Here is a 24,254-nt window from a genome sequence, read left to right on the forward strand (position 1 = left end):
TATAGAAATCAATTAAAAAGGGCGCGGAAGCGCCCTTTTAGTTTTTATGTCTATTGAGAATTAGTTGTTAAGCTAATTCGCGATAGCAGTTATACCGCATCTATTTACCCAAGCTGGCGTTTAGATCGTGACGTAAATCGAAACGGTCTAGCGTCATCACTTTGGTCCAAGCGTCGACGAAGTCTTTAACAAAACGGCTTTTCGCGTTGTCGTAGGCATAAACTTCGGCCACTGCACGCAGCTCACTGTTTGATCCAAAGACCAGGTCTACAGGCGTACCTGTATACATAACTTCACCAGTAGTTCTGTTTACACCTTCATATACCGACGGGTTATCTGTTTTTCTCCACTTAACGCCCATATCAAGAAGCGTTACGAAGAAATCGTTGTTAAGCGTGCCTACTTTGTCAGTAAATACACCGTGGCTAGTGCCACCTGTGTTTGCTCCCAATGAACGCAAACCACCAAGCAAAACAGTCATTTCTGGTACCGTTAGATTAAGCTGATCGGCTTTGTCTACCAGCATGTCGGTTGGCGAACGATAGCTAGCTTCTGCGTTGTAATAGTTTCTAAACGCATCGGCTGTTGGCTCTAACAATGAAAACGAATTAACGTCTGTTTGCTCTTGGGTAGCATCAGTTCGACCCGGAACCACTGGCACAGTAACCTTGACGCCAGCATCTGCCGCTGCTTTTTCAATTGCTGCCGCACCGCCAATCACAATGAGGTCAGCAAGAGACACTTTCTTCTTAGAAAACATGCGTGAATTGTAGTCTTCTTGCATCTCTTTAAGCTTAGAAACAACGGCTTGAACGGTTTCAGGCTCGTTGGCTTCCCAATTCATTTGCGGTTCAAGGGCAATACGAGCACCGTTCGCTCCACCGCGTAAATCAGATGCTCGGAAGCTAGATGCTGCCGCCCATGCTGTTTTCACAAGTTGCTGAACGGTTAAACCACTGTCTAAGATGTCAGCTTTAAGTTTCTTAACGTCTTTATCAGAGATCGCTTTATAGTCAGCTTTAGGCACTGGATCTTGCCAGATGAAGTTCTCTTCTGGGATATCGTTACCCAAGTAACGTGCCTTAGGACCCATATCACGGTGAGTTAGCTTGAACCACGCTTTAGCAAATGCCGTTTGATACTCTTTGGGATCCGCTAAGAAGCGCTCGGCAATTTTTCGATACTCTGGATCATACTTAAGCGCCAAGTCAGCGGTAGTCATCACAGGAGGATTTTTCTTACCTTCTACGTGCGCATCTGGTACTGATTTATGAAGCGATTCATCGGTAGGGATCCACTGGATAGCGCCGGCAGGACTGCGAGTTTGTTTCCACTCAAAGCCCAATAAGTTTTGGAGATATAGGCTCGTCCATTTAGTAGGTAGCTGTGTCCAAGCACCTTCCAAACCGCTCGTTACAGTGTCTTCTGCATTGCCTTTCCCGCAATTGTTCTTCCAACCTAGTCCCTGCTCTTCTAAGCCTGCACCGCCTGGCTCAGCTTCTAAACAATCAGCAGGCTTGTGTGCGCCGTGCATTTTTCCAAATGTATGACCACCCGCTATTAGCGCAACGGTCTCTTCATCATTCATCGCCATACGGCCAAATGCAGTGCGAATATTTTTCGCAGATCCCATCGGATCAGGCACACCTTTAGGGCCTTCAGGGTTAACATAGATCAAGCCCATGTGCGTTGCCCCCAACGGACGCTGAAGCTTACCGTCGCGCTCTTCACGATCGCTCGCAAGCATTTCCACTTCTGGGCCCCAATAAACCATGTCAGGTTCCCAGTCGTCGGTACGACCACCCGCAAATCCATAGGTGTCAAAGCCCATGTTTTCCATGCCTACGGTACCCGCAAGGATCATTAAGTCGCCCCAAGATAAACTTTCACCGTACTTTTGCTTAATAGGCCAAAGCAAGCGACGCGCTTTATCAAGATTTCCGTTGTCTGGCCAGCTGTTCAGCGGATCAAAACGCATTTGACCACCGTCACCACCGCCACGACCATCTAGCGTACGATAGGTACCTGCACTGTGCCATGAAAGTCGAATGAAGAAAGGACCATAATTTCCGAAGTCGGCCGGCCACCAATCTTGAGAAGTAGTGAGTAGCTCATTAACATCTTTTTTTACTTGGTCGAGATCTAGCTTAGCGAATGCCTTTGCATAACTGAAATCATCACCTAGTGGGTTTGAGCGATTATCGTGATCTCTTAACGGAGAGAGATCGAGCTGATCAGGCCACCAAAATTGATTATTTTTCGCTTGAAAAGCTTTAGCAGTGCCCGTGCCTTTAGCACCAGCAGGCTTACTAATTTGATCGTTGGCAATAGCCCCTGTTGCACCAAGCGATAGGGCAACAAGTACTGATAATGTGGTTTTTTTAAACCTGTTTATAGTCATGGTCTTTTCCCGTCTGAGTTTGTTGTAGTTACCAAAGCGTGAGTGCGAATCACACCACTAATTTGTTAACATTTTGTTTACCTCATAAGCAGTTAAAAGATAGACAGGCTTAGAGAATATTTACAGTTGATAAAATGAATTCAACTGATTAGAAAATCCAATCAATGAAAAATTGATTAATTTCAATACTTTAAAAACCCAGTTCACTTTATGACGTAAACGACTGTCGCTCAGTAGAACTATGTAATGCCGAAAATGAGCTAGATCTGTGAATCTCTTTCAGAGATTGGGAAATTTTTTCGCTTCTTGAAGAGTGAAACTTTTCCATACTTTCTATAAGCGGCTAAATAACCAACTAAAAAGTGTCGGTTTATGTAAAGTTTTCATCTAATTGAAATACATTCTGCAATTTCTACCATGGCACAGCAATTGATACAGAGATGATGCAATTAAAGACGCATTAACTTCAGATAAGAAGTCGATGGAATGTTAAAGAAGTAATGAGGATGAACTTATGAAAAACACACTTAAGACACTTACCGGACTTGCAGCTGTTGCCTCTATCAGTGCTATGGCTTCATTCGGTGCGCATGCTCAATCAAATCAAATTGAAGCAAAAGACAGTGGTTTTTATGTAGGTGGTAATTACGGTTACCTACGCGTTGAAGGTGAAGATGACTTTGACGATGACAAAGATGTTTGGCAAGGCCTTGTTGGATATAAATTCAATGAGTGGATTGCAATTGAAGGTGGTTACATCGATTTTGGTGATTACGGTAACGACCTTGCAGGTGCTGAAACAGACGGCTACACAGCGGCGATCAAGGGTATTCTTCCATTAACAGAGCGTTTTTCTCTCTACGCGAAAGCAGGTCAACTTTGGTCAGAAACCGAGTACAACTTTGCTGGCGTTTCACGTGATAACGATGACGAAAGCTTGTTTGTAGGCGCAGGTCTAAGCTACGCGATTACTAGTAACTTTTTAGTAAACGCCGAGTACACTGTTTATGATACAGAGCTTGATGCAGACGAAGCGTTTGATGACATCGACGACACCGATTTTGAAACCGATCTTAAGCAAGCCAGTATTGGTGTTGAGTATCGTTTCTAAGACATTTGTTGCCTCACGTTTAACAACGTGACTTAATGAGAATGCTAAAGCCTTGGCAACACAGCCAAGGCTTTTTACTTTTTGCTACCCGTCTATTTTCTGGATGAGCTGCGCCAGTTCCTCAATTTTTGACACTGTCGTTTTAACTAAGTTGTCAATTTCATTGGATGAGGACTGGGAGTTACCTGCTAACGTTCGTACTTCATCAGCCACAACCGCAAACCCTCTTCCCATTTCACCTGCTCGTGCCGCTTCTATCGCTGCATTTAGCGCTAGCAAATTAGTTTGCTCAGAAATAGAATTAATTGTGCCCACTATATTACTTATAGTCTGGCTGGTAACCAGTAACTCTTTCATAGAATCTTGAGTATCGTTCACCGCTTGTTTTCTAGAGGTGATATTAACGGCAAAAAAGACATAACGTGTTACTTGCCCGTTGAAGTTCTTAAGTGCGCTGATTCTCGCGTCAAAGGCAAGATAACGCCCAGCCATTTGAAACTCAGTAATTTTTGAAACAAAACCAGCGCTCTCTAGAGTAGACTTGTCCTCTGCAGAAAGACTATTCATTACCTCATTTGCAAATGATTCAGAGCTCATTACCCCGTTCAATGTGTCGCGTAGTAGTTTGTTTGCCTCAACGACTTCACCATTAGGCTTCATTTCAAGAAGAACAAGTGCACTGCCTATAGCTTTTAATTTGTTAGTAAAATCTAAAGCCATTTGCTTAACACGAGTAATATCAGCCTGAACCGCGATAAAGTTAACGAGTTTTTCTTCTTTGAAAACGGGGTTTATTGATAGTGAAGTCCAGTAAGGTGTACCGTCCTTTCTATAGTTAAGAATTTCATCATAAAATGCTTCGCGGTTTTTAATTTTTTGTCGTATCACATCCACAGTACGTTTATCGGTTTCCTCACCTTGTAAAAATGATCCAGGTTTCTTGCCTTTTACTTCGTCCAGCTCCCACCCCGTCAACCGGTAAAATCCGTTATTAACGTACTCTATGAGACCATCTGCATCAGATATAATAACGGCATTGTCTGTTTCGTTGGCAACCAGCGAAAGCATACGTTGTAACTCTCGCTGCTCTACTTCTTCTGTTACATCTTTAATAAATGCTGTGTAGAGGGTTCGGTCAGCCAGCCTTACTTTAGACAAAGACAGCCTGCCCCACAGGCTTTTACCGTCTTTCCGCTCCACTTTAACTTCGCGGCTGGTTCCGACAATTTTGTCTTGTCCTGTTTCTCTATTTGCGTTGACATAGTTATCGTGGTTCGCTTGAATCGCCTGAGGCACTAACATCTTCACATTTTGGCCAATTACTTCATCTCTTGTGTATCCCCATAGCTTCTCAGCGGATGCGTTGAACAAGGTTACGTTATTGTTTTCATCAATACACACTACAGCATCTAACGCTTGCTCTAACGTTTGCTCCACTATTTCGCGAGACTCTCGCTCTTCTGTAACGTCTCGAACGAAAGCGGTGTAGTGCTTCTTTCCTGCAACAATAACCTGAGATAAAGCAAGCTGAACCCAAATTCGCTCCCCACTTTTTGTTTCTAATTCGACTTCTCGCGAGCTGCCAACGATTTTATTAACATTTGTTTGTCGATGAGAATTAACATAATTGTCGTGATTTGCTTTGTGTTCGTGGGGAACCAATAGTTTGATATTTTTGCCTAGTACCTCGTTTGGCGTATAGCCCCATAACTTTTGAGCGGCATCGTTGTAAAACGTAATATTGTTTTTTTCATCTATGGTAACTACAGCCAAGATTGATTGAGCAAGCGCCTGTTTCGCCGCATTTTCCTTTGAAAAAAACTTCATTTATCTAGACCTTCTCGTTAAATTTTTTAAGTTATATAGAAGATCTTTCCCTGTTTTTCCAACTGTGAATATTAAACTCGTTTCACAGTGAAAATATTACACATTGCGAACTGATACATCTTACACACGAGCTCAAAAACTCTAATTATCAATAAAAATCATTTACTTACATTTTTCGCTCTTACGTTTTATAGAGGTACAAATTCTGCAACAGAATACAAATAGTGAAAAATGAATAAATAGGAAACGTCACATGCAATCAGGAAAGAGTGTATTTCAACCCGGTCAAAACTGTTGGGTAGAGAGCAAGGCTCGCTTTTCTACACCTTTGATAGATTGCGGAAACTATTATAAAGCCTTGCACAGCTCTATCGTTAAAGCTAAGCACAGTATCTTCATTGTTGGATGGGATATAGATAGCCGCATTCGCTTGCTGCGAGGCGACGACGAAGCGAACAGTGAAGCGCCGAGCGTAATAAGTGATTTACTTAAGTGGAAAGCTGAGCAAAACCCTGACATTAAAATTTACCTGTTACGTTGGGACTCATCGCTAGCCTTCTTCGCGCAGCGCGAAATGTGGGCAAAGGAAGTGTGGGAAGAAAAAACTCCAGACAATGTGCAAACCGAGCTCGATGACACGATTCCGATGGGCGGAAGTCAGCACCAAAAAATTGTGGTTATCGATGATGAACTCGTATTCTCAGGTGGAATGGATGTATCTACTAACCGCTGGGATACCCGTGACCATCCCGTAGTTTCAGAAGAGCGTGATGGACCTGATGGAGAGTATGGTCCTCTTCATGATGTGCAAATGGTATCAAGTGGACCTGTAGTAGCCGACTTTTCAAAATTAGTTCGATGGAGGTGGCAGCGTGTTGCTGACTCTTCACCTATTGATATCCGCGAGGACGCGCGCATTGATGAAAATGCCCCGTTGCCTGATGCTTGGCCACAAGATTATCCTCCCCTTTTTGAAGACGTAGAGTGTGCACTTGCCAGAACAATTCCATTTATGGATGAGGTCGAGCCTGCTCAAGAGGTACGTCATATGCTGCTTGATCTTATCGGTGAAGCAGAGTCTGTAATCTACATTGAGAATCAATTTACAACGCGTCAGGAGATCGCTGAAGCGCTGAATAAGCAGCTCAAACTGAAACCTAATCTTTCGGTCATTATCGTAAGTTCCTACGAGCCAAAAGGTAAGTTTGAGTGCGAAGCATTTTGGGCAAGCCGCATAGAATTCAAGGAAATTTTAGAAAAAGGGATTGACCCTAAGCGAGTAAAACTGACTTATTCTTCAATTGAAGACATGCAAGGCCGCAAGGCATACAAGCGCATCCACTCCAAAGTGATGACCATTGATAACAAATACCTTGTTATCGGGTCATCAAACTTGAGTAATCGCTCAATGACGCTAGACACCGAAATCGACACGGTGTTGTTTGGTAACACCAAAGACAATCAGGCGTGTATTGAGCAAGTGAGAAACGACTTACTCGCAGAGCACACGGGACGCGATATTGATGCAATGCCAGCGTTATTCAACAATGAATATCCGGTTGAAGCATTAATGCAGGATCAGATAGCACACGGCTACGTACTTACCGAAGTTCGTGATGAGGTGTTTACCGAACAATCCGTTAAGAATGTGTTCAGAGCGTTATCTGACCCTGAAGAACCCCTTATTTCGGTGCCAACCTTTGATGGAGCTGCTATGCCTGCACGTAACCCAAGACGTCGCAGTATTATGATTTTGATCGGTCTTGCCATCATTGCTGTTCTTGGCGGGCTTATGTTTTGGGCTAGCCAGTCCATACCATGGTTAAGTTCCGACAGCATTAACGCCTTTTTAGAGAAAAGTCGTGGAACCTACTTTGCTCTGCCTACCGTGTTGCTGGTTTATGTGGTCGGCGGCGTTTTATTCTTCCCGGTCACTATACTGTCGCTTGCGGTGGCTGCTATTTTTGGCCCTATATGGGGGCCCATCTACGGCATCATGGGAGCACTAATGAGCTCTGCAATCATGTTTGGAATAGGCAAGCTATCAGGCAACGCGGGGCTTAGAAAAATTGGTGGTCCAAAGGTAGCTGCCGTTGATGAAAAACTAAAGCGTAGCGGTATCGTTGGCGTCGCGGCCATTCGAATGCTGCCTGTAGCGCCCTTTAGTTTGGTGAATTTGGTAGCGGGCATCTCATCTATTGGCATTTTCCAGTTTTTAGTAGGGACATTTTTAGGCATGTTCCCGCCCATGATTGCGAAAGGGCTTGTGGGTGATTCGATAGCACAAATTTGGCAAAACCCTTCTGTGGAAACCATTAGCTATTTAGTTGGCGGTATCGTTTTATGGGGCCTTATGATTTGGGGCTCGCAAAAATTTGCCCGCTACTACCAAGCTCGGAAGGAGTCGGGGAATCAAGATACTGCCAGTGATAATAGTGACAAAGATGAGGTAGAGAAATGTGCCGCATAGTGACCTACAACATTCACAGCGGAATAGGCAGAGACAAAAAGCACGATTACAAACGCATAGGTCAATTCTTGGCAAACAGTGGCGCCGACGTGGTGCTGCTGCAAGAAATGGATACTCGTCCCTCTGAGCGAAGTACAGCACAGGACGTTAAAGATATCTGCGCTGAAAACACGTTTAAACTCATTCCATCACCAGCCATTAGGGAATCTGATGGCTGGTATGGCAACGCCATCCTCACTCGCTTTGACGTATTAGCTCACGATACACTGGATGTCAGCCAAAACGGGCGACAGCCTAGAAATGTTCAGATTGTAGAGCTCAAGACAGAGAAGACCCCCCTTACGGTGGTGAATACCCATAAGGGACTTAAGAAGCTAGAACGTCGCTCACAGTTTTCTTTGCTTCATGAGCACCTTTCTTTGAAGATGAAAGAGAAGCAAATCCCTCTAGTTCTAGCCGGTGATTTCAACGAGTGGCAGTTTTTCTCAAAAGCGTTTAAAGCACTTAATGAATTGCTATTACAGCAAAAAGTAGGGGCAACATTTCCAAGCCACTTTCCTGTATTTGCACTTGATAGAGTATGGGTGTCTGACGACATCAAGGTAAAAGCGTGCAGAAAATTAAAAAATGCGAAAACTCGAATCTTGTCAGATCATTTACCTGTGCTTGTTGATATTGAACTGCCCCAGAACGACTAACCCAGTGATCTTTTGCACTTAACGGGTTGCGTTATTCTCGTCGTACGCGAGATTTAGCATCATTTTGTGTTGGCATAGTGCTATGCAGGTTGCGCTATAAACGATGAAGCGGCAAATTCTAACGTACCGCACCAGTGTTTCAGTGCGTTTTCTTGAGCCACTACTTTTCTGAGAATATCAATGATCGGACTGCTATCTAGTAGCGTCTTGGCACTTTTGTTTGTCGCAGCGAGTACAGTACGCTGCATTTCTGGCTGTGTTATTTTCAGTGATGAAACTAAGCCAGACTCCTTTAAATGAAAAATAGCTGATGTAGGAAGGATCATCACGCCTTCTCCCTGCATAACTTGCCTAAGGCCAGTCATGAGTTGTCCAGAATAAGCCAAATCGTGCTGCAAACTAACGCCCGTTGCTTTTTCATAGTCAGCAATTAGTTGACCCAATGCATCTTTGTTACCCGGTGACAGCAAAGGTAATTCACTGATTTCCCAGAAACGGATCGTCGTTCTATCTCGAAGCTTGGCGTATTGTTCACACGATGAGGAAGCAGAAAAAACCAAATGAAGATCTTCTTGAATTAGCGGTGTGACTCGCATGAATTTAGGGTCGACAGCTTGCTGATAAGTAAGCGCAATATCCACCTGCTTTGACTCAAGCCAATCATTAATGGTGTAAGACGGTCCAGTGCTGATTTCGACTTTGAGCCCTTTATGGTTCGCCGTTATCTCCGTGAGCAGCGGTAAAGAAAGCACATTGCCGATTGACGGTAGCATTCCTATTTTTACTACCTTCTTTTGTCCGGTTTGAAAGGTTTCCAATGCGGCCTTAACGTTGTCTATTTCGGTTAGCAGCTTTAATGCATGTTTATAAAAAACTTCGCCCGCCGATGTTAGGTTTACTCCCGAAAAACTTCTTTCAAGCAGCGTCGCTTTCATCTCTCTTTCTAAACTTGCCAACTGCTGACTAATGGCGGGTTGAGCGATATCCAATGCTCTCGCCGCCGCAGCAATACTACCCTTACGCACAGTCATAACAAAATAATGCAGCTGTTTTGAATGCACTTGCCCTCCTTACAAAGGTGGTGAGTTCTAGAACGGGAACGGTTTAATGAAGACGGCAGCAACGAATATGCCATTCCATTAAGTTATATGAAGCAAAATTGTAAAAATGGGCTAAAAGCAGTGGGGCATGAAAATCTTGTCTTCCCCCATACTTAAGTCTAATAGCATTAAATTAGCGCCCTGTGAGACGGCTCAATATTTTTCTTATACCCCTGAATAATCTTCTTTCTTCCTGCAAAGCCAAAGAGTTTTTAGCCTTGTTCTTGTACACGAGTGGCTAGACAACAATAACAAGATGCTTCTCGCATCAAAGTAGTGCTCGTGCGTGCCTAAAAAGAGTGCAGATTTTAATAATCCACACCCACAAAACTAAGTAGCAATAAGCACGATTGGGAACACAAATGAAACAGAAAAAGCTCCACACTGCAGTACGTTACGCACTTACCGGATTAACACTTTTCACTACTTCATTGCTTGTACAGGCGCAAGAAGTGACTGAAGAAACCACAGAAGCCAAAGACCTAGAACGCATTGCCGTTGTTGGTGCCCGCGGTGCACCGCGTTCAGTAACCAGCTCTCCTGTACCGGTTGATGTACTCACCGCCGAAGACGTTGAAGCCGTTGCGTTTACCGATATGAACAATGTCCTTATGACACTCGTTCCCTCTTATTCCGTAGGCCGTCAACCCATTTCCGACGGCGGAACGTTTATCCGTCCAGCAACGCTTCGAGGTATGCCCACCGACAAAACGCTTGTTTTGGTTAACTCTAAACGTCGTCACAGGGCCGCGCTTGTTTCAATTGGCGGTTCTGGCACACAGGGGCCAGACATCGCAACAATTCCAACCGCAGCAATTCAAAGTGTTGAAGTGTTGCGCGACGGTGCAGCTGCGCAATATGGCTCAGATGCCATTGCAGGTGTTATCAACTTTCAATTAAAAAATAACACCGAAGGCGGCTCGTTCACTGCCGACTACGGCAGCTACTACGAAGGAGATGGCGATCAAATTACCGTTACTGGGAATAAAGGTTTCGCGTTAGGCGACGATGGCTTTTTCAGTATTTCAGCCGAATATTCTGACAGCGAAGCCACCTTTCGCGGTGAGCAATATTGTGAGCCATGGTTCTGTGTGGATGACCAGTCAGATCAATACATCGCTGATGCTACGGCCATGGCCAACAGCGTTCATGGTTCAGACGTAGTCCAACCATGGGGGCAACCAAATACAAGCGGGACGCGTGTTTTCTTTAACGCCGGTTACGCACTATCCAGTGAACTTGAACTCTACGCATTCGGTAACTATTCAGAAAGTGAAGGTGACGGTTCATTCTATTATCGCTATCCAGGCAATGGCACCATTGAAGACATTCGACTTGAGGACGGTTCAATCTGGAACCCGCTAGAGTTCTTCACCGGTGGCTTCACGCCTCGTTTCTTCGGTGATGTGACTGACTACTCATTTGTTGGTGGTGTTAAGGGCATGTCGGGCGACCTTACTTATGATATCAGTGGTCGTTACGGCAATAATGAAATCTCTTACACACTAGCCAATACCATTAACCCGTCACTGGGTAACGAGTCACCTACTTCATTTAAGCCGGGTGACTTAACCAACGAAGAAACACAGATTCAAGCTGACTTCACCTATGACTTGAACCAGTATGTTCTTGCCTTCGGTGCAAGTTACTTAGATGAGTCATACGAAATCTCTGAAGGCGAGCTAAGTTCCTATTTTGCAGGCTCTTACGCCACATCTGATCCATGGGAGTTTTGTAACGACGACTACACTACTACGGCACTGGGCGCTGCTGTCATTGCTAACGGTTCAACTCTGAATTGTGCCAACTACACCAGTGCTGACAGTAACGACGATGGGGTTGAAGATGATGGATTCGCTGGAGTAGACGCCGTTTATACTGTTGTAGGCGTTGGCTCCAACGGCTTCCCTGGCTATTCACCAGACTATTCGGGCTCATACGAGCGTGACTCATATGCGGTATACACGGATATCTCTGGTGACATTACAGACGAGCTGTTTGCTCAGGCTGCGCTGCGTTATGAAGACTATTCTGATTTTGGCTCAGAGGTTGTGTACAAAGTTGCAGGGTTCTATCAGTTTAGTGACGAAGTAGGCTTTAGGTCGTCTTTTGGCACTGGCTTTAGAGCCCCTACTCCAGGTCAGCAAGGCACGACCAACGTATCTACACGTCTGCCCGATGGCTTCCCAGTAGCAACAGGTCTGTTCCCAGCCGGCGGCGAAGTAGCGCAGGCGCTTGGTGCCAACGAGCTTTCACCCGAAAAATCGACCAACTTTACGCTGGGCATGACTGCGAACTATGGCGATTTAACGCTCACTGTTGATTACTACAACATCAAGCTTGAAGACCGCCTTTACTCTGTGTCTACCCGAGATGTTTCCACCACTGTCGTTACCGACCCTCAAGCAGACGGTTATGACGCATACCAAAACTATCTAGCCCTAGCAGGTGCCAATGTTTCTGGCGCCGAGTCCATTGGTGGTGTGTTCTTCTTCCAAAACGCTTTCGATACCGTAACCGAAGGCGTGGACGTTGTTGCTACTTACAAGATGGAATCGAGGTATGGCGCAACCGTGCTAACCGGCTCTGTGAATTACAACAAAACAGAGTTCGATTCTGATCCGAGTGAATACTTGAACGCTGAGGATCAGTTCGACTTTGAAAATGGCCGTCCCGAAATGCGTGGTGTCTTCTCAGTTACCCACAGTTACGACGTGTGGTCTGCCGTTGCACGTCTTAGCTATTTTGGCGAATACGAAAATGCGGGAAGCGATGACGGGGTAAACGCCACGAATATTCAAACCTTTGGTGACGAATATATGTTCGATATAGAGGGCTCCTATCTTATTAACGAAAACCTCACCCTGTCAGTGGGGGTAAGAAATCTCTTCGACAATTACCCAGATGTAAGTACTAACGGCGACGCCTGTTGCGGTGAAGTCTATGACTCTGCCTCGGTGGTTGATTGGCAGGGAGGATATTACTACACCCGACTTGCAGCCCGTTTTTAACTGGCTCCTTGCAAACACCGACATAAGTCGGTGTTTGTGTATGTAGTTAACTGTATATAAGAAAAACTTAAAAGGTCATTCATGTTTAAAGCTGTTTCATGCGGAGTAAAAAGCAAATGGAAATAGAGCTACTGTGGTTTGTAGTTACTTTGTGTATAACTGGTGCCATTGCAGGTATCACGGCAGGTCTGTTTGGTAATGGCGGGGGGTTTGTTGTGGTACCTGCTCTTCTCGCTGTTTTTCCGTTTTTTACTCCTCCATCAGAAGCCCTCGTTAAGGTAGCCATCGGAACATCATTGGCATCCATTGTGGTATCAAGCGCTCGGTCAGTGATGGCGCATCGCGCTAAAGGTGCGGTGGATTTTGACATTCTTCGCTCGTGGAGTATTTGGCTTATTCTTGGCGTTGGTGGCGGGCTGCTCATCGCAAACAACTCCAGCGCCAATGGTTTAACGGTCGTGTTCGCCGCTGGTGTTCTACTTTACTCCGTATACTTCCTTTTCCCTGAGTTCGTTGTAAGACCCGGGCTTGTTTTCGATATGCCTAAAGGCATAGGCAAAGCGGTTTTGGCGTTTGTTCTGGGTGGTTTCTCTGCTCTGCTTGGCATAGGCGGCGGTACGCCAACAGTAATCACGATGGTGATGTGCCAGCGCACCATTCAACAGGCTGTCGCGACCGCCGCAGGCGTCGGCTTTCTTATCGGGCTTCCAGGTGCCATTGGCTTTTTGTTTATGAAGCACCCTGAAACCGCCTCGTTGCCGGTAGGCACTATTGGCTACATCAATATACCTGCGCTTATTGCTATCAGTATTGGGGCAATCTTTACCGCTCCAATCGGAGCCAAAATGGCGCACAACTTCAGTGAAAAGAAGCTAAAGCGCTTATTTGGCATCTATCTCGTCATCGTTTCTAGCGCAATGTTCTATAAAGCCATTTAAAAGAAGAAGGAGACAACCCGTGAGTTATAACCGTTCAAGACGCTTGTTTATTGGTGGCACAGTTGCAGCGTCAGCAATAGGTGCGAGTGGCATAAGTCACCTTGTGAGCGCCCAATCTGTTAGCGCAAGCGCTTCCCCATCGTCTGTTATGTATGGACCAAAGCCTGGGGTTGCAAAGCTCAATGCCAATGAAAACCCGTTTGGGCCGAGCCCGAAAGCGCTAGACGCTATCGCAAAAGCATCGGCGGAAGGTGGAGCCTACTATGCTTATCCTGCCGCTATGACACTATTGGATATGATTGCCGAGCGCTATGGCATTACTCGAAAGCACATTTCTTTGAGCGCAGGTTCAAGCCCTATTCTTTCCTACGCCGCCCTTGCGGCCAGCAAGAATGGAAAAATTCTGGGCCCGGACCTTTTTTGGGACACCACGTCTAAAGCACCTGAAAAACAAGGTGCGCCAGAAATAGTGAGAGTTGCTAATACGGCAGAGCTTGATATTGATCTTGATGCAATGTACGCCGCAATAGACGACTCTATTGGTATGGTGCACATTTGTAACCCGAACAATCCAACGGGAAAAGTGCTCGATCCGAATAAGCTTCGCGAATTCTGCATAAAAGCATCTAAAAAAACACTGGTGTTGGTCGACGAGGCATATAACGAGCTTATCGATGAGCCTCCTAAGCATTCAATGATTCCGCTCGTTAAAGCTGGTCATAATGTCATTGTAGCGAGAACCTTCTCAAAGATTTATGGCTTAGCAGGTATGCGCGTGGGCTATTTAATCGCATCAGAGGAAAACACTGAGTGGATCAATCGCTATGGCATGGGCGGCTATACATTGAATCAAGCAGGCCTTGCCGCGGCTATCGCCAGCTACAATGACGATGCCTTTTTAACTTTCTCTAAAGAGAAAATTTATGAAGGTAAATCTATGGTTATGGACGCAGTAAAAGCAAATGGATTGACAGCGCTACCTTCTAGTACTAACTTTATTTTTGTTAATTTAGGTGACGGCAACGCAGAGTACTTCCGCCAAGCCATGGCTGAACAGGACGTGCTGATTAGAGGAATCTACCGTACGTACGACAACTGGTCTCGCGTAAGTATGGGAAAAATTGGCGATGTAAAACGCTATGTTGATGCCATGCCCAGTGCACTTGAAAAAATGTACACTATGCAAAATACTTAGCTGCAAGGGTGTGCATTGTCGGCCGATGCACACCTCGCTATTTATAGACTTAAATTTTCTGCTACTTCCTCGTTTACTCTCCTAGTCATTTTCAACTAAAAGTCTAATACGCATAAAAGTCACTTCTGTCATATACTCATTTTAAAGCGCCACTGCTCAAAGAATACGCTGATTGGAAAATTTTTACGGTATTGTTGCAGTAACGCTAAAGTTGCACATACTTTACTAAAAAGGCATCGCATTAAATGCCGCTCTAGGAGGCTGTAAATGTCAATTTCTGTATTAGTAGCTGATGATTCTAAGTTGTCGAGGCGTAGTGTGATTCGCTCACTTCCGCAAGATTTAGAGTATGACATCACCGAAGCAACAAACGGGCAAGAAGCCATAAATGCGCTGTCAGAAAGTGAATTTGCATTGGTACTTTTAGACCTAACCATGCCAGAAGTTGACGGCGTTGGTGTGTTGGAATTCTTGCACCAAAGGCCCGACGCCCCAAATGTAATTGTGATTAGCGCTGACTTTCAGCCAGAAAAACAGAAAATTGTCATGTCTCTGGGGGCAAAGCGCTTTTTACGCAAACCGCTTGATAAAGAAGAATTAGCAATGTCGTTGTTTGAGTTGGGGTATCTATGAGCATTGTACTACCACTAGACGAAGAGCAAAGAGATGCCCTTCAAGAACTCCTAAATATTTCCATGGGGCAAGCGGCTAACTCTCTTGCGCAGTTAATTGAAACCAAAATTGATATTTCTATCCCAAAAATCTCAGCGGTTACTCCCACCCAGCTTTACAGTCTCTTATTTGAAACCGAAGACGCTTTCTATACCCGTCAGTCTTTTTTAGGCGACGTACACGGCGAAGTGATGTCTGTGCTATCTCAAGCTGGATTGAGTGAGGTCGCAACGTTAATGGATTACGATGAACCGTTAAGCAAAGAAGACATTCAAGAGATTATCTTGGAGCTTTGTAACATTTTGGCAGGTGCGTGTTTGGCTGGTCTTTCCGACCAGTTGGAGCTTACAACTAACTTGAACATGCCCACGTTATTCTTGCCCGATAAAGCGAACTTCGATGAGTTGCAATGGCAGCACAGCTTAGTGATGGAAGTGCAGTTTATTATCGCGATCTCGTCGTTTAGCATGCGCGTTGTTTTCTGCTTAGACGATGAATCTCTTGCACGCATGAAAGACACATTGGATGAGTTACTCGCATAATGTTTGAACAACTGGTAGGTAAATTACCTGTCGGAATTGGTATAGTCGATGAGAGCTTTAAGGTTGTTTATCTAAACGACTTCTTTTTAGATCGACTTCCTCACAATATGCGCGACTGCTATAAAGAAACGCCAGTTGTTGAGTTATTTCAAGGACAAGGTAAGTTTCTAAAACGCAGACTAAAGTCAGTTTTTGTACTGCAGCATCCTAGCTTTAGCTATTGGGAACAACGCCCCCACATCTTTCCGTTTAAGAGCTCTCGTCCTATAACGGGTGAAGAAACACAGATGTATCAAAACATGGAAATCTTGCCCATTAAAGACAAAAATACAGGGCAAAAATTGGCGTGTATTTTTCTGCAAGATGTGACCGCCCAAGCTAGCTATTTTAGAGCCCAGCAAAAGCTTTCAGAAGCGCTGAAAAAAGAACACGAAGCGCAAAAAAAGTTAATTCGCAAACTCGATACCGCACAGAGCCAGCTTATTCAAGCAGAGAAAATGGCTTCTACTGGTCAGCTCGCGGCGGGGATAGCCCACGAAATTAATAACCCTATTGGTTTTGTGAGCGCTAACCTCAATACACTTGAGCAATACGCAACTCACCTTATTGCGATTTGTGATGGCGTTAAGGGGCAACTCGAACACTTCACCGACGAACTTAAAGAGCAGATTGACGCACTGTTTGAGTCTAATCACTACGACTTGTTAAAGGACGATATTACTGAGCTAATTGCCGAGTCTACAGATGGCCTTACCCGCGTAAAAGACATCGTCGAAAACCTTAAGAACTTTTCGCTGGAGACTACTGAAGGCGTGCAGATAGTAGATATCTGCGCCGTGTGTCACCAGCTGATCACGCTTATTTCCGCCCAGTACAGCACGCCCCAATATAAATTTGAATGTGAATTAGAGAAAGTGGAGGTAATGGGAAACCCTGGGCCGCTGAAACAGGCGCTAATGAACGTCATGATAAATGCAGCGCAGGCCATAGAAGATAGGGGCTTCATTAAACTTACTGTGCTCGATTCACCTACGTTGGTGACCATCAAAATACTGGATTCAGGTTGCGGTATTCCTACAGGACATCTAAAGCGAGTCTTTGAACCCTTCTTTACTACAAAGCCTGAAGGGCAAGGCCAAGGGCTGGGCCTTTCTGTGGCTTACACCGCCATCGAACAACATCAAGGTAAAATATCTATTAGCAGCAAAGAGGCAAAAGGAACCGTGGTAGAGATCACCATTCCGAAACAGCCTGCAGCACAGCCCCCGTCCAGTGAAGATAATGAAGAGAATAAAGAAAACGAAACGGAAAACTCTCAAACGGCCTAGAAAACAGATAGCCCAGTACAGAGTCAGACGTTGTTAATCCTCACTCTGTTTGTATGTCCTCTGACTGAACTAACAAGCAAGCTTTTTTACTTCACAGGCTTTAAATGTATACACACCCTTGCTGTTTAACGTCCGCGAAATGGCTCCTTCATTAAGCAAGTAATTAAGGTGAGACAAACACTCTGCTACTGCAAACACCATGTTGCGACTAGAGAGCTTGCGCTTAAACATAACCGGTAATAGCTCTACGACCGTTTGAGGTTGCTCGCAAGCATTTAACAGTGCTTTTAGGTGCTCGTGATGATGAGCAATAAGCGAATCTACTCGCTCATGCAGGCCGATAAAGGGTAGCTTGTGAGCAGGTAATACTGTCGCACCTTTGGGCAAATTCTTGAATTGCGGCAGCGTAGAAAGGTAGTCGTCTAAGGTGTTGGCATCAGGCTCTGTTGAGTAGGCCCCAATGTTTGGCGTGATAATCGGCAAAATATGATCGCCTGATATGAGAATATTTTTTTGCTTATTGTAAAGGCACGCATGCTCAGGAGAGTGGCCGCGGCCAATGATGATCTGCCATTCGTTACCGCCAAGCGACAGCGTCATACCATGCTTTAGACGTGTGTAGCTAATAGGTAGTGGTGAAACGACGCTGCTGTAGCCGTTGCCTTCACCAGAAGTAAGCTTTGCGATCATGGATTCGTCTAAACCTGCTCGCTGGTAGTATTGCACATCCCGGTCATTCGTTGCGCCATTTCTTCCTGCCGCAAACGCTCTGGCAGTAAAGTACTCAGTTTGAGACATATAAAAGGGAACATTATACGTGTCGGCTATCCAGCCCGCTAACCCTACATGATCAGGATGTAAGTGCGTAACGATGACACCAACTATTGGCCCGTCTAATTGCTTGAATATACGCTCCCACAGAGCTTTGGTGGTGGACGTTCCTATGCCAGTATCAATGACCACCCAACCGCCTTCACCGCGGATCAGGTACAAATTTATGTGGTCAAGTTCAAATGGAAGCGGCATTGTTAGCCAAAGAACACCATCGGCCACTTCTATTAGCTCGCCCGGCTCTACCTGTTTATCGAATAGATATTCCATATCGCCCTCACCTTTTCTATCGTGCATGGTCTAACGTGCACAAAGACTGTACGTTTTCGTTTTAACTCGCGCTGCTTACAAAAACAAACATATCTGTCGAATAGAGATCTATAGGAGTAGGTGATAACAAACGTTATACTAAGCCTACTGCCGTTTCTCGTGCACAGTGGTAGCGCATTTTTATTGCACCTTTGCGCCAGTTATTGAACAGATAATGGTAATGCGAGTTTATAAAACGTACACGCCCATGAGGCTATTTAAAGAAATTAACGTCAACAAAGCCGGTTAGTAAATCAGATCCATGTCAGCCTCAACAATACAACAAGGGTTCATACTCAATAAAAGTACGTTTACCCGGCGAGGCAAGGTGCATGTTGAGCTATGGGTAAAAACGCCCAGTAGCACCGCTAGGTTAATTTCTTCACCCCAATACCCCACTTGCTTTGTATCTGTTGATCACGCCAATGATTTACGCAATATCGCCGAGCGTATTTCTGCAAAGATCAGTATTTCAGATGACGGGTTTCACACGCTGGAACAAGTTCCTGTTGCGACGGTAAAAACCGCAACCGAATCACACATGCATCAGCTTCGCCAGCATGCGCAGGAAAGCAGTATTATATTGTACGAAGCGGATATTCGCGTTGCCGATCGCTACTTAATGGAGCGCTTTGTGTATGGTGCGGTGGAATTTCTGGCTCCGCAAGATTTCGACGATACGCCTCAGATCGTTATAGAAAATGCGCAAATCAGACCCTGTCAATTCAGAACCACATTTACATCACTTAGCATAGACATCGAATGCAATGAGCATGAAGAACTCTTTAGCATTGCGTTAGCCGGTGAGGGACTCAACGTTGTGCTGCTTCTATGCCCGCCACGTTTTGTTGGGCAAACATTGCAAGGACAAGAAGACAGCGCGTACGAGCTCATTACCGTTGAATCAGAAAAAGTACTGCTTGAAGCATTTTTTTCTTATCTTACATCCTACGACCCAGATATCATTTTAGGCTGGAACGTTAAACAGTTCGATATGGCGGTACTTGAACGCCGCGCTAGGGCTAACTCGCTAAAGTATGCTATCGGCCGCCATGGCAGAGAGGCTTCTGTAAGACAGTGGGAAGATCAAACCCTCGTTGATGTGCCAGGACGATGCGTTATTGATGGTATCGAAGCACTAAAAACAATGACTTATCAATTCGAGTCGTTCTCGCTCGATCACGTATCTGAAGAACTGCTTGGCGAAAATAAGCTTATTCAGGCTGCAGACAAGCTTGAAGCGATAAAGCGTCTTTATCATAGCGACCCTGTTGCACTCGCTAACTATAACTTTAAAGATACGGAACTGGTCAATCGCATTCAGGATAAAACCCAATTTATCGATTTTCTGGCACTGCGCAGTATTCTCACCGGCCTAGATATGAGCCGCCCCGGAGGGTCAGTGGCCGCGTTTTTAAATGTGTACTTGCCTAAGCTTCACCGCAAGTCTTATGTCGCGGGGGTAAGACCTGAAAATGGAGGCTTGGCTAGTCCGGGTGGTTATGTCATGCGTTCCCAGCCAGGTTTATATAAAGACGTTTTAGTCCTAGATTTTAAGAGCCTGTATCCTTCCATCATTCGTACATTTAAAATCGATCCGTTGGGACTTGCAGAAGGGCTTAAGTCCCCCCACACGGCGATAGAAGGTTTTAAAGGCGCAGTATTTAGCCGCGAATCTCATTTTCTACCTTCCATCATTGAAAACCTATGGCTTCAGCGCGACGAAGCCAAAAAACAGAATGACGCACCGCGCTCTCAGGCCATCAAAATATTAATGAACTCCTTCTATGGTGTGCTTGGTAGTGGCGGTTGCCCTTTCTACGATCCTCGCCTTGCTAGCTCTATTACACTGCGGGGTCATGAGATCATGCAAACCACTGCGGGTTGGATTGAAGAACTGGGCTATACGGTTATTTACGGCGATACCGACTCAACGTTTGTTCATGTAGAAGGGAATGATGCACTAGGCTCGCCGTCAGAAACTGGACTTGAGCTCGCTAGCATTATTAATCGAAAGTGGACAGAGTTACTAAAAAGTGAGTTCGACATTGATTGCCACTTAGAAATTGAGTTTGAATCTCACTTTTCTACGTTTTTTATGCCGACGATCCGAGGCTCTTCCGAAGGCAGCAAAAAACGTTACGCAGGAATGAAGGGCGGTGAACTTGTCTTTAAAGGCTTAGAAAATGTCCGCTCTGATTGGACGGTACTAGCTAAAACCTTCCAGTACGAGCTGTACAAAAAAGTGTTTACTGGACAGCCTGTTGAAGACTACATAAATAGCACGATAGCAGCGATAAAGTCCGGTGAAATGGATCACGCTTTGGTCTATAAAAAGCGGCTGCGTAAGCCTTTGTCGTCGTATACCAAGTCGCTGCCTCCCCACGTAAAGGCAGCGCGATTAGCGGACGAGTACTATAAAGAACAGGGGTTGCCACTTCGCTATCAGTTTAATACTACCATTGCTTATGTTATTACGGTACAGGGCCCTCAAACCGCAGAAACTGCCACGGCCCCCCTTCAATATGACCACTATATTGAAAAGCAAATCCAACCCATTGCCGATAGTATCTTGCCTCTTATCGGCCTGAATTTTGAGACAATAGCGAACGATCAACTCTCGCTGTTTTAATCTCATTAATGGGGTTCTATCTATATCTGAGATCAGCTTAAGTTTGACGTATGAAGATCTTGCAAACACTGCGACAATTTAACATAGCAATAACATTGAAATCCTTGCCTTAAACTTTTATTACCTCACTAAATCAGTTAGTTATGCATTTGGCACATTCAATGAATAATGAATTACGTAAGTCATTAGCGGTGTCAGATTGAAACTTACTTCCAATCTGCACCTATGTTGAGGTCTGTGGACCTAGTGGTTAGGGCAATTGAACGCCCGAGTTCACTGTAAAAGCCAGAAGGAATTTGATTATGAAGATCACAAAACTAAGTATGATTACCAGTGCTGTTATTGCTGCAACACTATCTGCTTCAGCAGTAGCAGGCCACCACGAAGAGAAGATCTCGATGGGATTTAACGCAATGGATAAGGATGGAAACGGCTATATCGTCGGTTCAGAGTCTTCAGGCGTTATTGACAGTAAGCTTCTTGCAAAAATGGATACCGATGGTGACAGCATGATTAGCCGTGTTGAATTCAACAAGTTTGTTGATGAAAAACCATCAATGTTTAGCGACGACATCATTACTCAGGTGAAAACTGAAGGCACCAATGACGCTCTACTCTCGGAAAAGGGCAACCCTGAATTATTCTCTAAAGCAGACGGTGAAATGATATCAGAGAAGAATAAGGAGCTTCGTACTGAAATGTCAGCCACAGCCGACAATAAGTTTACTGAAATCGATGTAGACAGCGACGGTAAGCTTACAGCCGAGGAGTTAAAGGTTGCACATGTCGAAGGTGACTTTGAGATGATGGACGAAAATGGCGATTCTTACGTTACCCGTATGGAATATCGTGCCTACTTCGAAGGTATTGAGTCTGAATAGACGCTCACCTCTCGTAAAGTAAAAATTTTTAGGAAGCCTCCTTCGTCGGAGGCTTTTTTGTTTCATTAGAGTCGAGAAAATTTTCTTTAGACATCAGATACATTGTCACTTTTGGTTATTACTCTCCTTTCAGCGTGTACGACGAGTCACACAAATTCATCGTTGAATAACCCCATATACGACTAACATCTTGTCGACAAAACTCGTTTGCAACAATATTGTTAATAAAGATTGAATTATTTGTTTTATTCGTTGCATATTCAGCATTTACTGCAATTGTTGCCATTGGTTATTTGGAACCAAAAGCCGAAACAGCCAACTCAATTATTTATATATAAATCAGATGCGTACGCGCATGGAGGCAAGATATGATGGAATCAAAATTTACACCGAACTCACTACTCCCTCTTCAGAAAAGTGAGTTTACTGGCTCTGATGACGCTGAGCTGACGTCGCTCACTATCGGTCAGTATTTCAAAAATGTTGTCGACAATTATGGCGATAACCCAGCGATTATTGTAAAACATCAAGACGTTAGCTGGACCTATCAGCAGTATTGGTATGAAGTAGAACGTGTTGCTTGCGGCTTACTTGCAAACGGTGTAGAACCTGGCGACCGTGTGGGTATATGGTCTCCGAACAATATCGAATGGTCGATCGTACAGATGGCCACTGCGCGAATCGGGGCGATCATGGTATGCCTGAACCCTGCTTATCGCCCTGATGAATTAGCGTTTGCTATTAATAACGTTTCCGTAAAATACTTAGTCATGGCTCAGTCATTCAAGCAGTCAAATTACGTCGCCATGTTGAAAGAGCTTGCGCCAGAAATAGACAGCCAAGATAAGAACACACCAAGGCGTCCTCTAACGCTTTCTAAGTTGCCTTCACTTAAATATGTATACACTATTGGCGATAAGCCTGTAGAAGGGTTACAGGCTTTTTCTGCATTGCAAATAGAACCAACGGAAGCGCTTAAATCTCAGTTGGAGGCCGTTGAATCGAACCTTAGCGCGAATGATAACATCAATATTCAGTTTACCTCCGGCACCACGGGAAATCCGAAAGGCGCAACGTTAACGCACCGAAACATTCTAAATAATGGGTTATTAGTATCACAAGCAATGAGGTTCACACACAAAGACAAACTTTGTATTCCCGTACCGCTTTATCACTGCTTTGGAATGGTATTGGGCAACTTAGTTTGCTTAGCATCAGGTGCATGTGCAGTATTCCCCGGGGAGTCATTCGACCCTGAGACAACACTCCGTACAGTAGAAGAAGAAAAGTGCACGGGATTACATGGCGTACCAACCATGTTTATTGCCGAGCTCGAACTATCCAACTTCAAGAGCTTTGATCTATCAACACTAAGGACAGGTGTCATGGCAGGTAGTACCTGTCCAGAAGAGCTCATGCGAAAGGTCCATAGTGAATTTCATATGACAGAAGTCGTCATAGGTTATGGTCAGACAGAGTGTAGCCCTATCAATCATATTACTGACATTGACTCGCCATTTGAAAAGCAGGTCAAAACTGTAGGGCGCGCTATGCCCCATACAGAAGTGAAGATCATAGATCCCCAAGGCAATACGGTGCCTATTGGAGAACCGGGTGAGATTTGCGCGAGAGGCTACTGTGTAATGAAAGGTTATTGGGGTGATGAGGTTAAGACCAAAGCCACCATAGACGATGAAGGTTGGCTCCATTCTGGAGATCTTGGAGAAATGGACGAAGAAGGCTATGTCACTATTGTTGGTAGAATAAAGGACATGATTATTCGCGGCGGCGAGAATATTTATCCACGAGAAATTGAAGAAGTCTTATATCAACATGCGGATGTGTCAGACGCCGCTGTCTTTGGTATTCCTGACAACAAATATGGCGAGCAAGTATGCCTATGGATTAAGGAAAAGGAAAATCGACATATAGACGAAGATCAGATACGCGACTACCTTAAATCCAAACTAGCCTACTTTAAAGTACCCAAATACATCAGCGTAGTGAAAGAGTACCCCATGACGGTAACAGGGAAGCTTCAGAAGTTTAAAATGCGCGAATACATGATAGAAACACTGAAGAAGCAAGCCCTACAAACCGAAGCATAATCCCAGCAAATAGTGGGGTCAGAGTACATTTCGAAGATTGGGGTCAGAGTACTTTTTAAAAGATAACGCTTTAAAGTACACTGACCCTACATTCGTATTTCCAACGCTTGCACCTACAGTCTGTACCTATCTACCGTATTTTCAAACTGCCTGTTACATATCCTAGAGAGTTAAAGAGCCCGGATTATTTAGTTAGCCCA

The 24,254-nt window shown here is 44.7% G+C and carries 16 protein-coding genes; 12 read left to right on the forward strand and 4 right to left on the reverse strand.

Annotated elements, in window-relative coordinates; genetic code table 11:
* Positions 1-100: 100 nt before the first annotated feature.
* Positions 101-2,401, reverse strand: coding sequence for a catalase/peroxidase HPI (gene katG / locus MASE_RS09285; protein ID WP_014949482.1), 2,301 nt, complete (start codon positions 2,399-2,401; stop codon positions 101-103).
* A gap of 514 nt (positions 2,402-2,915) precedes the next feature.
* On the opposite strand from katG, the gene MASE_RS09290 reads away from it, so the two are divergent.
* Entirely contained in the window at positions 2,916-3,512 is a 597-nt protein-coding gene (locus tag MASE_RS09290) for a porin family protein (protein WP_014949483.1), read from the forward strand.
* Positions 3,513-3,596: 84 nt separating this feature from the next.
* Here the strand turns inward: MASE_RS09290 and MASE_RS09295 are convergent, their stop codons facing one another.
* Positions 3,597-5,339, reverse strand: a complete 1,743-nt coding sequence (locus MASE_RS09295; RefSeq protein WP_014949484.1) for a PAS domain S-box protein — start codon at positions 5,337-5,339, stop codon at positions 3,597-3,599.
* Between the two features lie 253 nt (positions 5,340-5,592).
* On the opposite strand from MASE_RS09295, the gene MASE_RS09300 reads away from it, so the two are divergent.
* A complete protein-coding gene (locus MASE_RS09300) occupies positions 5,593-7,809 on the forward strand; it encodes a VTT domain-containing protein (protein ID WP_014949485.1) in 2,217 nt (738 codons plus the stop codon).
* Positions 7,797-8,507, forward strand: a complete 711-nt coding sequence (locus MASE_RS09305; RefSeq protein ID WP_014949486.1) for an endonuclease/exonuclease/phosphatase family protein — start codon at positions 7,797-7,799, stop codon at positions 8,505-8,507. The genes MASE_RS09300 and MASE_RS09305 overlap by 13 nt, the downstream gene beginning before the upstream one ends.
* 80 nt (positions 8,508-8,587) lie before the next feature.
* Here the strand turns inward: MASE_RS09305 and MASE_RS09310 are convergent, their stop codons facing one another.
* Entirely contained in the window at positions 8,588-9,568 is a 981-nt protein-coding gene (locus tag MASE_RS09310; RefSeq protein WP_014949487.1) for a LysR family transcriptional regulator, read from the reverse strand.
* A 401-nt stretch (positions 9,569-9,969) separates the two neighbouring features.
* Between MASE_RS09310 and MASE_RS09315 the strand changes: the two genes are divergently transcribed.
* The 6 genes from MASE_RS09315 to MASE_RS09340 all read left to right on the forward strand — a co-directional run bounded on the left by MASE_RS09315 (position 9,970) and on the right by MASE_RS09340 (position 17,293).
* Positions 9,970-12,618 (forward strand): TonB-dependent receptor plug domain-containing protein, encoded by a 2,649-nt coding sequence (locus MASE_RS09315; protein ID WP_014949488.1) that lies wholly within the window; start codon positions 9,970-9,972, stop codon positions 12,616-12,618.
* Between the two features lie 116 nt (positions 12,619-12,734).
* Positions 12,735-13,556 (forward strand): sulfite exporter TauE/SafE family protein, encoded by an 822-nt coding sequence (locus MASE_RS09320; RefSeq protein WP_014949489.1) that lies wholly within the window; start codon positions 12,735-12,737, stop codon positions 13,554-13,556.
* A gap of 19 nt (positions 13,557-13,575) precedes the next feature.
* Positions 13,576-14,751: a pyridoxal phosphate-dependent aminotransferase gene (locus MASE_RS09325; RefSeq protein WP_014949490.1), complete on the forward strand. Its 1,176-nt coding sequence runs from the start codon at positions 13,576-13,578 to the stop codon at positions 14,749-14,751.
* Positions 14,752-15,018: 267 nt separating this feature from the next.
* Positions 15,019-15,384: a response regulator gene (locus MASE_RS09330; protein WP_014949491.1), complete on the forward strand. Its 366-nt coding sequence runs from the start codon at positions 15,019-15,021 to the stop codon at positions 15,382-15,384.
* On the forward strand, positions 15,381-15,965 hold the full coding sequence (locus MASE_RS09335; RefSeq protein WP_014949492.1) for a chemotaxis protein CheX: 585 nt from the start codon (positions 15,381-15,383) through the stop codon (positions 15,963-15,965). Before MASE_RS09330 ends, MASE_RS09335 begins: the two co-directional genes overlap by 4 nt.
* Positions 15,965-17,293: a sensor histidine kinase gene (locus tag MASE_RS09340; protein ID WP_014949493.1), complete on the forward strand. Its 1,329-nt coding sequence runs from the start codon at positions 15,965-15,967 to the stop codon at positions 17,291-17,293. The genes MASE_RS09335 and MASE_RS09340 overlap by 1 nt, the downstream gene beginning before the upstream one ends.
* A 69-nt stretch (positions 17,294-17,362) precedes the next feature.
* Here MASE_RS09340 and MASE_RS09345 read toward each other — a convergent pair whose 3' ends face one another.
* Complete coding sequence (locus MASE_RS09345) at positions 17,363-18,394, reverse strand: MBL fold metallo-hydrolase (RefSeq protein WP_014949494.1); 1,032 nt, start codon at positions 18,392-18,394, stop codon at positions 17,363-17,365.
* A gap of 301 nt (positions 18,395-18,695) precedes the next feature.
* On the opposite strand from MASE_RS09345, the gene MASE_RS09350 reads away from it, so the two are divergent.
* From MASE_RS09350 to MASE_RS09360, 3 genes are all read left to right on the forward strand, one after another.
* Positions 18,696-21,065, forward strand: a complete 2,370-nt coding sequence (locus MASE_RS09350) for a DNA polymerase II (protein WP_051129052.1) — start codon at positions 18,696-18,698, stop codon at positions 21,063-21,065.
* A gap of 302 nt (positions 21,066-21,367) precedes the next feature.
* Positions 21,368-21,946, forward strand: a complete 579-nt coding sequence (locus tag MASE_RS09355; RefSeq protein ID WP_014949496.1) for an EF-hand domain-containing protein — start codon at positions 21,368-21,370, stop codon at positions 21,944-21,946.
* 368 nt (positions 21,947-22,314) lie between these two features.
* Entirely contained in the window at positions 22,315-24,054 is a 1,740-nt protein-coding gene (locus MASE_RS09360) for an AMP-binding protein (RefSeq protein WP_014949497.1), read from the forward strand.
* Positions 24,055-24,254 lie beyond the last annotated feature (200 nt).

This window comes from Alteromonas macleodii ATCC 27126, from assembly GCF_000172635.2.
Lineage (GTDB): Bacteria > Pseudomonadota > Gammaproteobacteria > Enterobacterales > Alteromonadaceae > Alteromonas > Alteromonas macleodii.

Coding starts and splice junctions, on each gene's coding strand:
- katG (WP_014949482.1), bottom strand. CDS start 2,401: ATGACTATAAACAGGTTTAAAAAAACCACATTATCAGTACTTGTTGCC.
- MASE_RS09290 (WP_014949483.1), top strand. CDS start 2,916: ATGAAAAACACACTTAAGACACTTACCGGACTTGCAGCTGTTGCCTCT.
- MASE_RS09295 (WP_014949484.1), bottom strand. CDS start 5,339: ATGAAGTTTTTTTCAAAGGAAAATGCGGCGAAACAGGCGCTTGCTCAA.
- MASE_RS09300 (WP_014949485.1), top strand. CDS start 5,593: ATGCAATCAGGAAAGAGTGTATTTCAACCCGGTCAAAACTGTTGGGTA.
- MASE_RS09305 (WP_014949486.1), top strand. CDS start 7,797: ATGTGCCGCATAGTGACCTACAACATTCACAGCGGAATAGGCAGAGAC.
- MASE_RS09315 (WP_014949488.1), top strand. CDS start 9,970: ATGAAACAGAAAAAGCTCCACACTGCAGTACGTTACGCACTTACCGGA.
- MASE_RS09320 (WP_014949489.1), top strand. CDS start 12,735: ATGGAAATAGAGCTACTGTGGTTTGTAGTTACTTTGTGTATAACTGGT.
- MASE_RS09330 (WP_014949491.1), top strand. CDS start 15,019: ATGTCAATTTCTGTATTAGTAGCTGATGATTCTAAGTTGTCGAGGCGT.
- MASE_RS09335 (WP_014949492.1), top strand. CDS start 15,381: ATGAGCATTGTACTACCACTAGACGAAGAGCAAAGAGATGCCCTTCAA.
- MASE_RS09340 (WP_014949493.1), top strand. CDS start 15,965: ATGTTTGAACAACTGGTAGGTAAATTACCTGTCGGAATTGGTATAGTC.
- MASE_RS09345 (WP_014949494.1), bottom strand. CDS start 18,394: ATGGAATATCTATTCGATAAACAGGTAGAGCCGGGCGAGCTAATAGAA.
- MASE_RS09350 (WP_051129052.1), top strand. CDS start 18,696: ATGTCAGCCTCAACAATACAACAAGGGTTCATACTCAATAAAAGTACG.
- MASE_RS09355 (WP_014949496.1), top strand. CDS start 21,368: ATGAAGATCACAAAACTAAGTATGATTACCAGTGCTGTTATTGCTGCA.
- MASE_RS09360 (WP_014949497.1), top strand. CDS start 22,315: ATGATGGAATCAAAATTTACACCGAACTCACTACTCCCTCTTCAGAAA.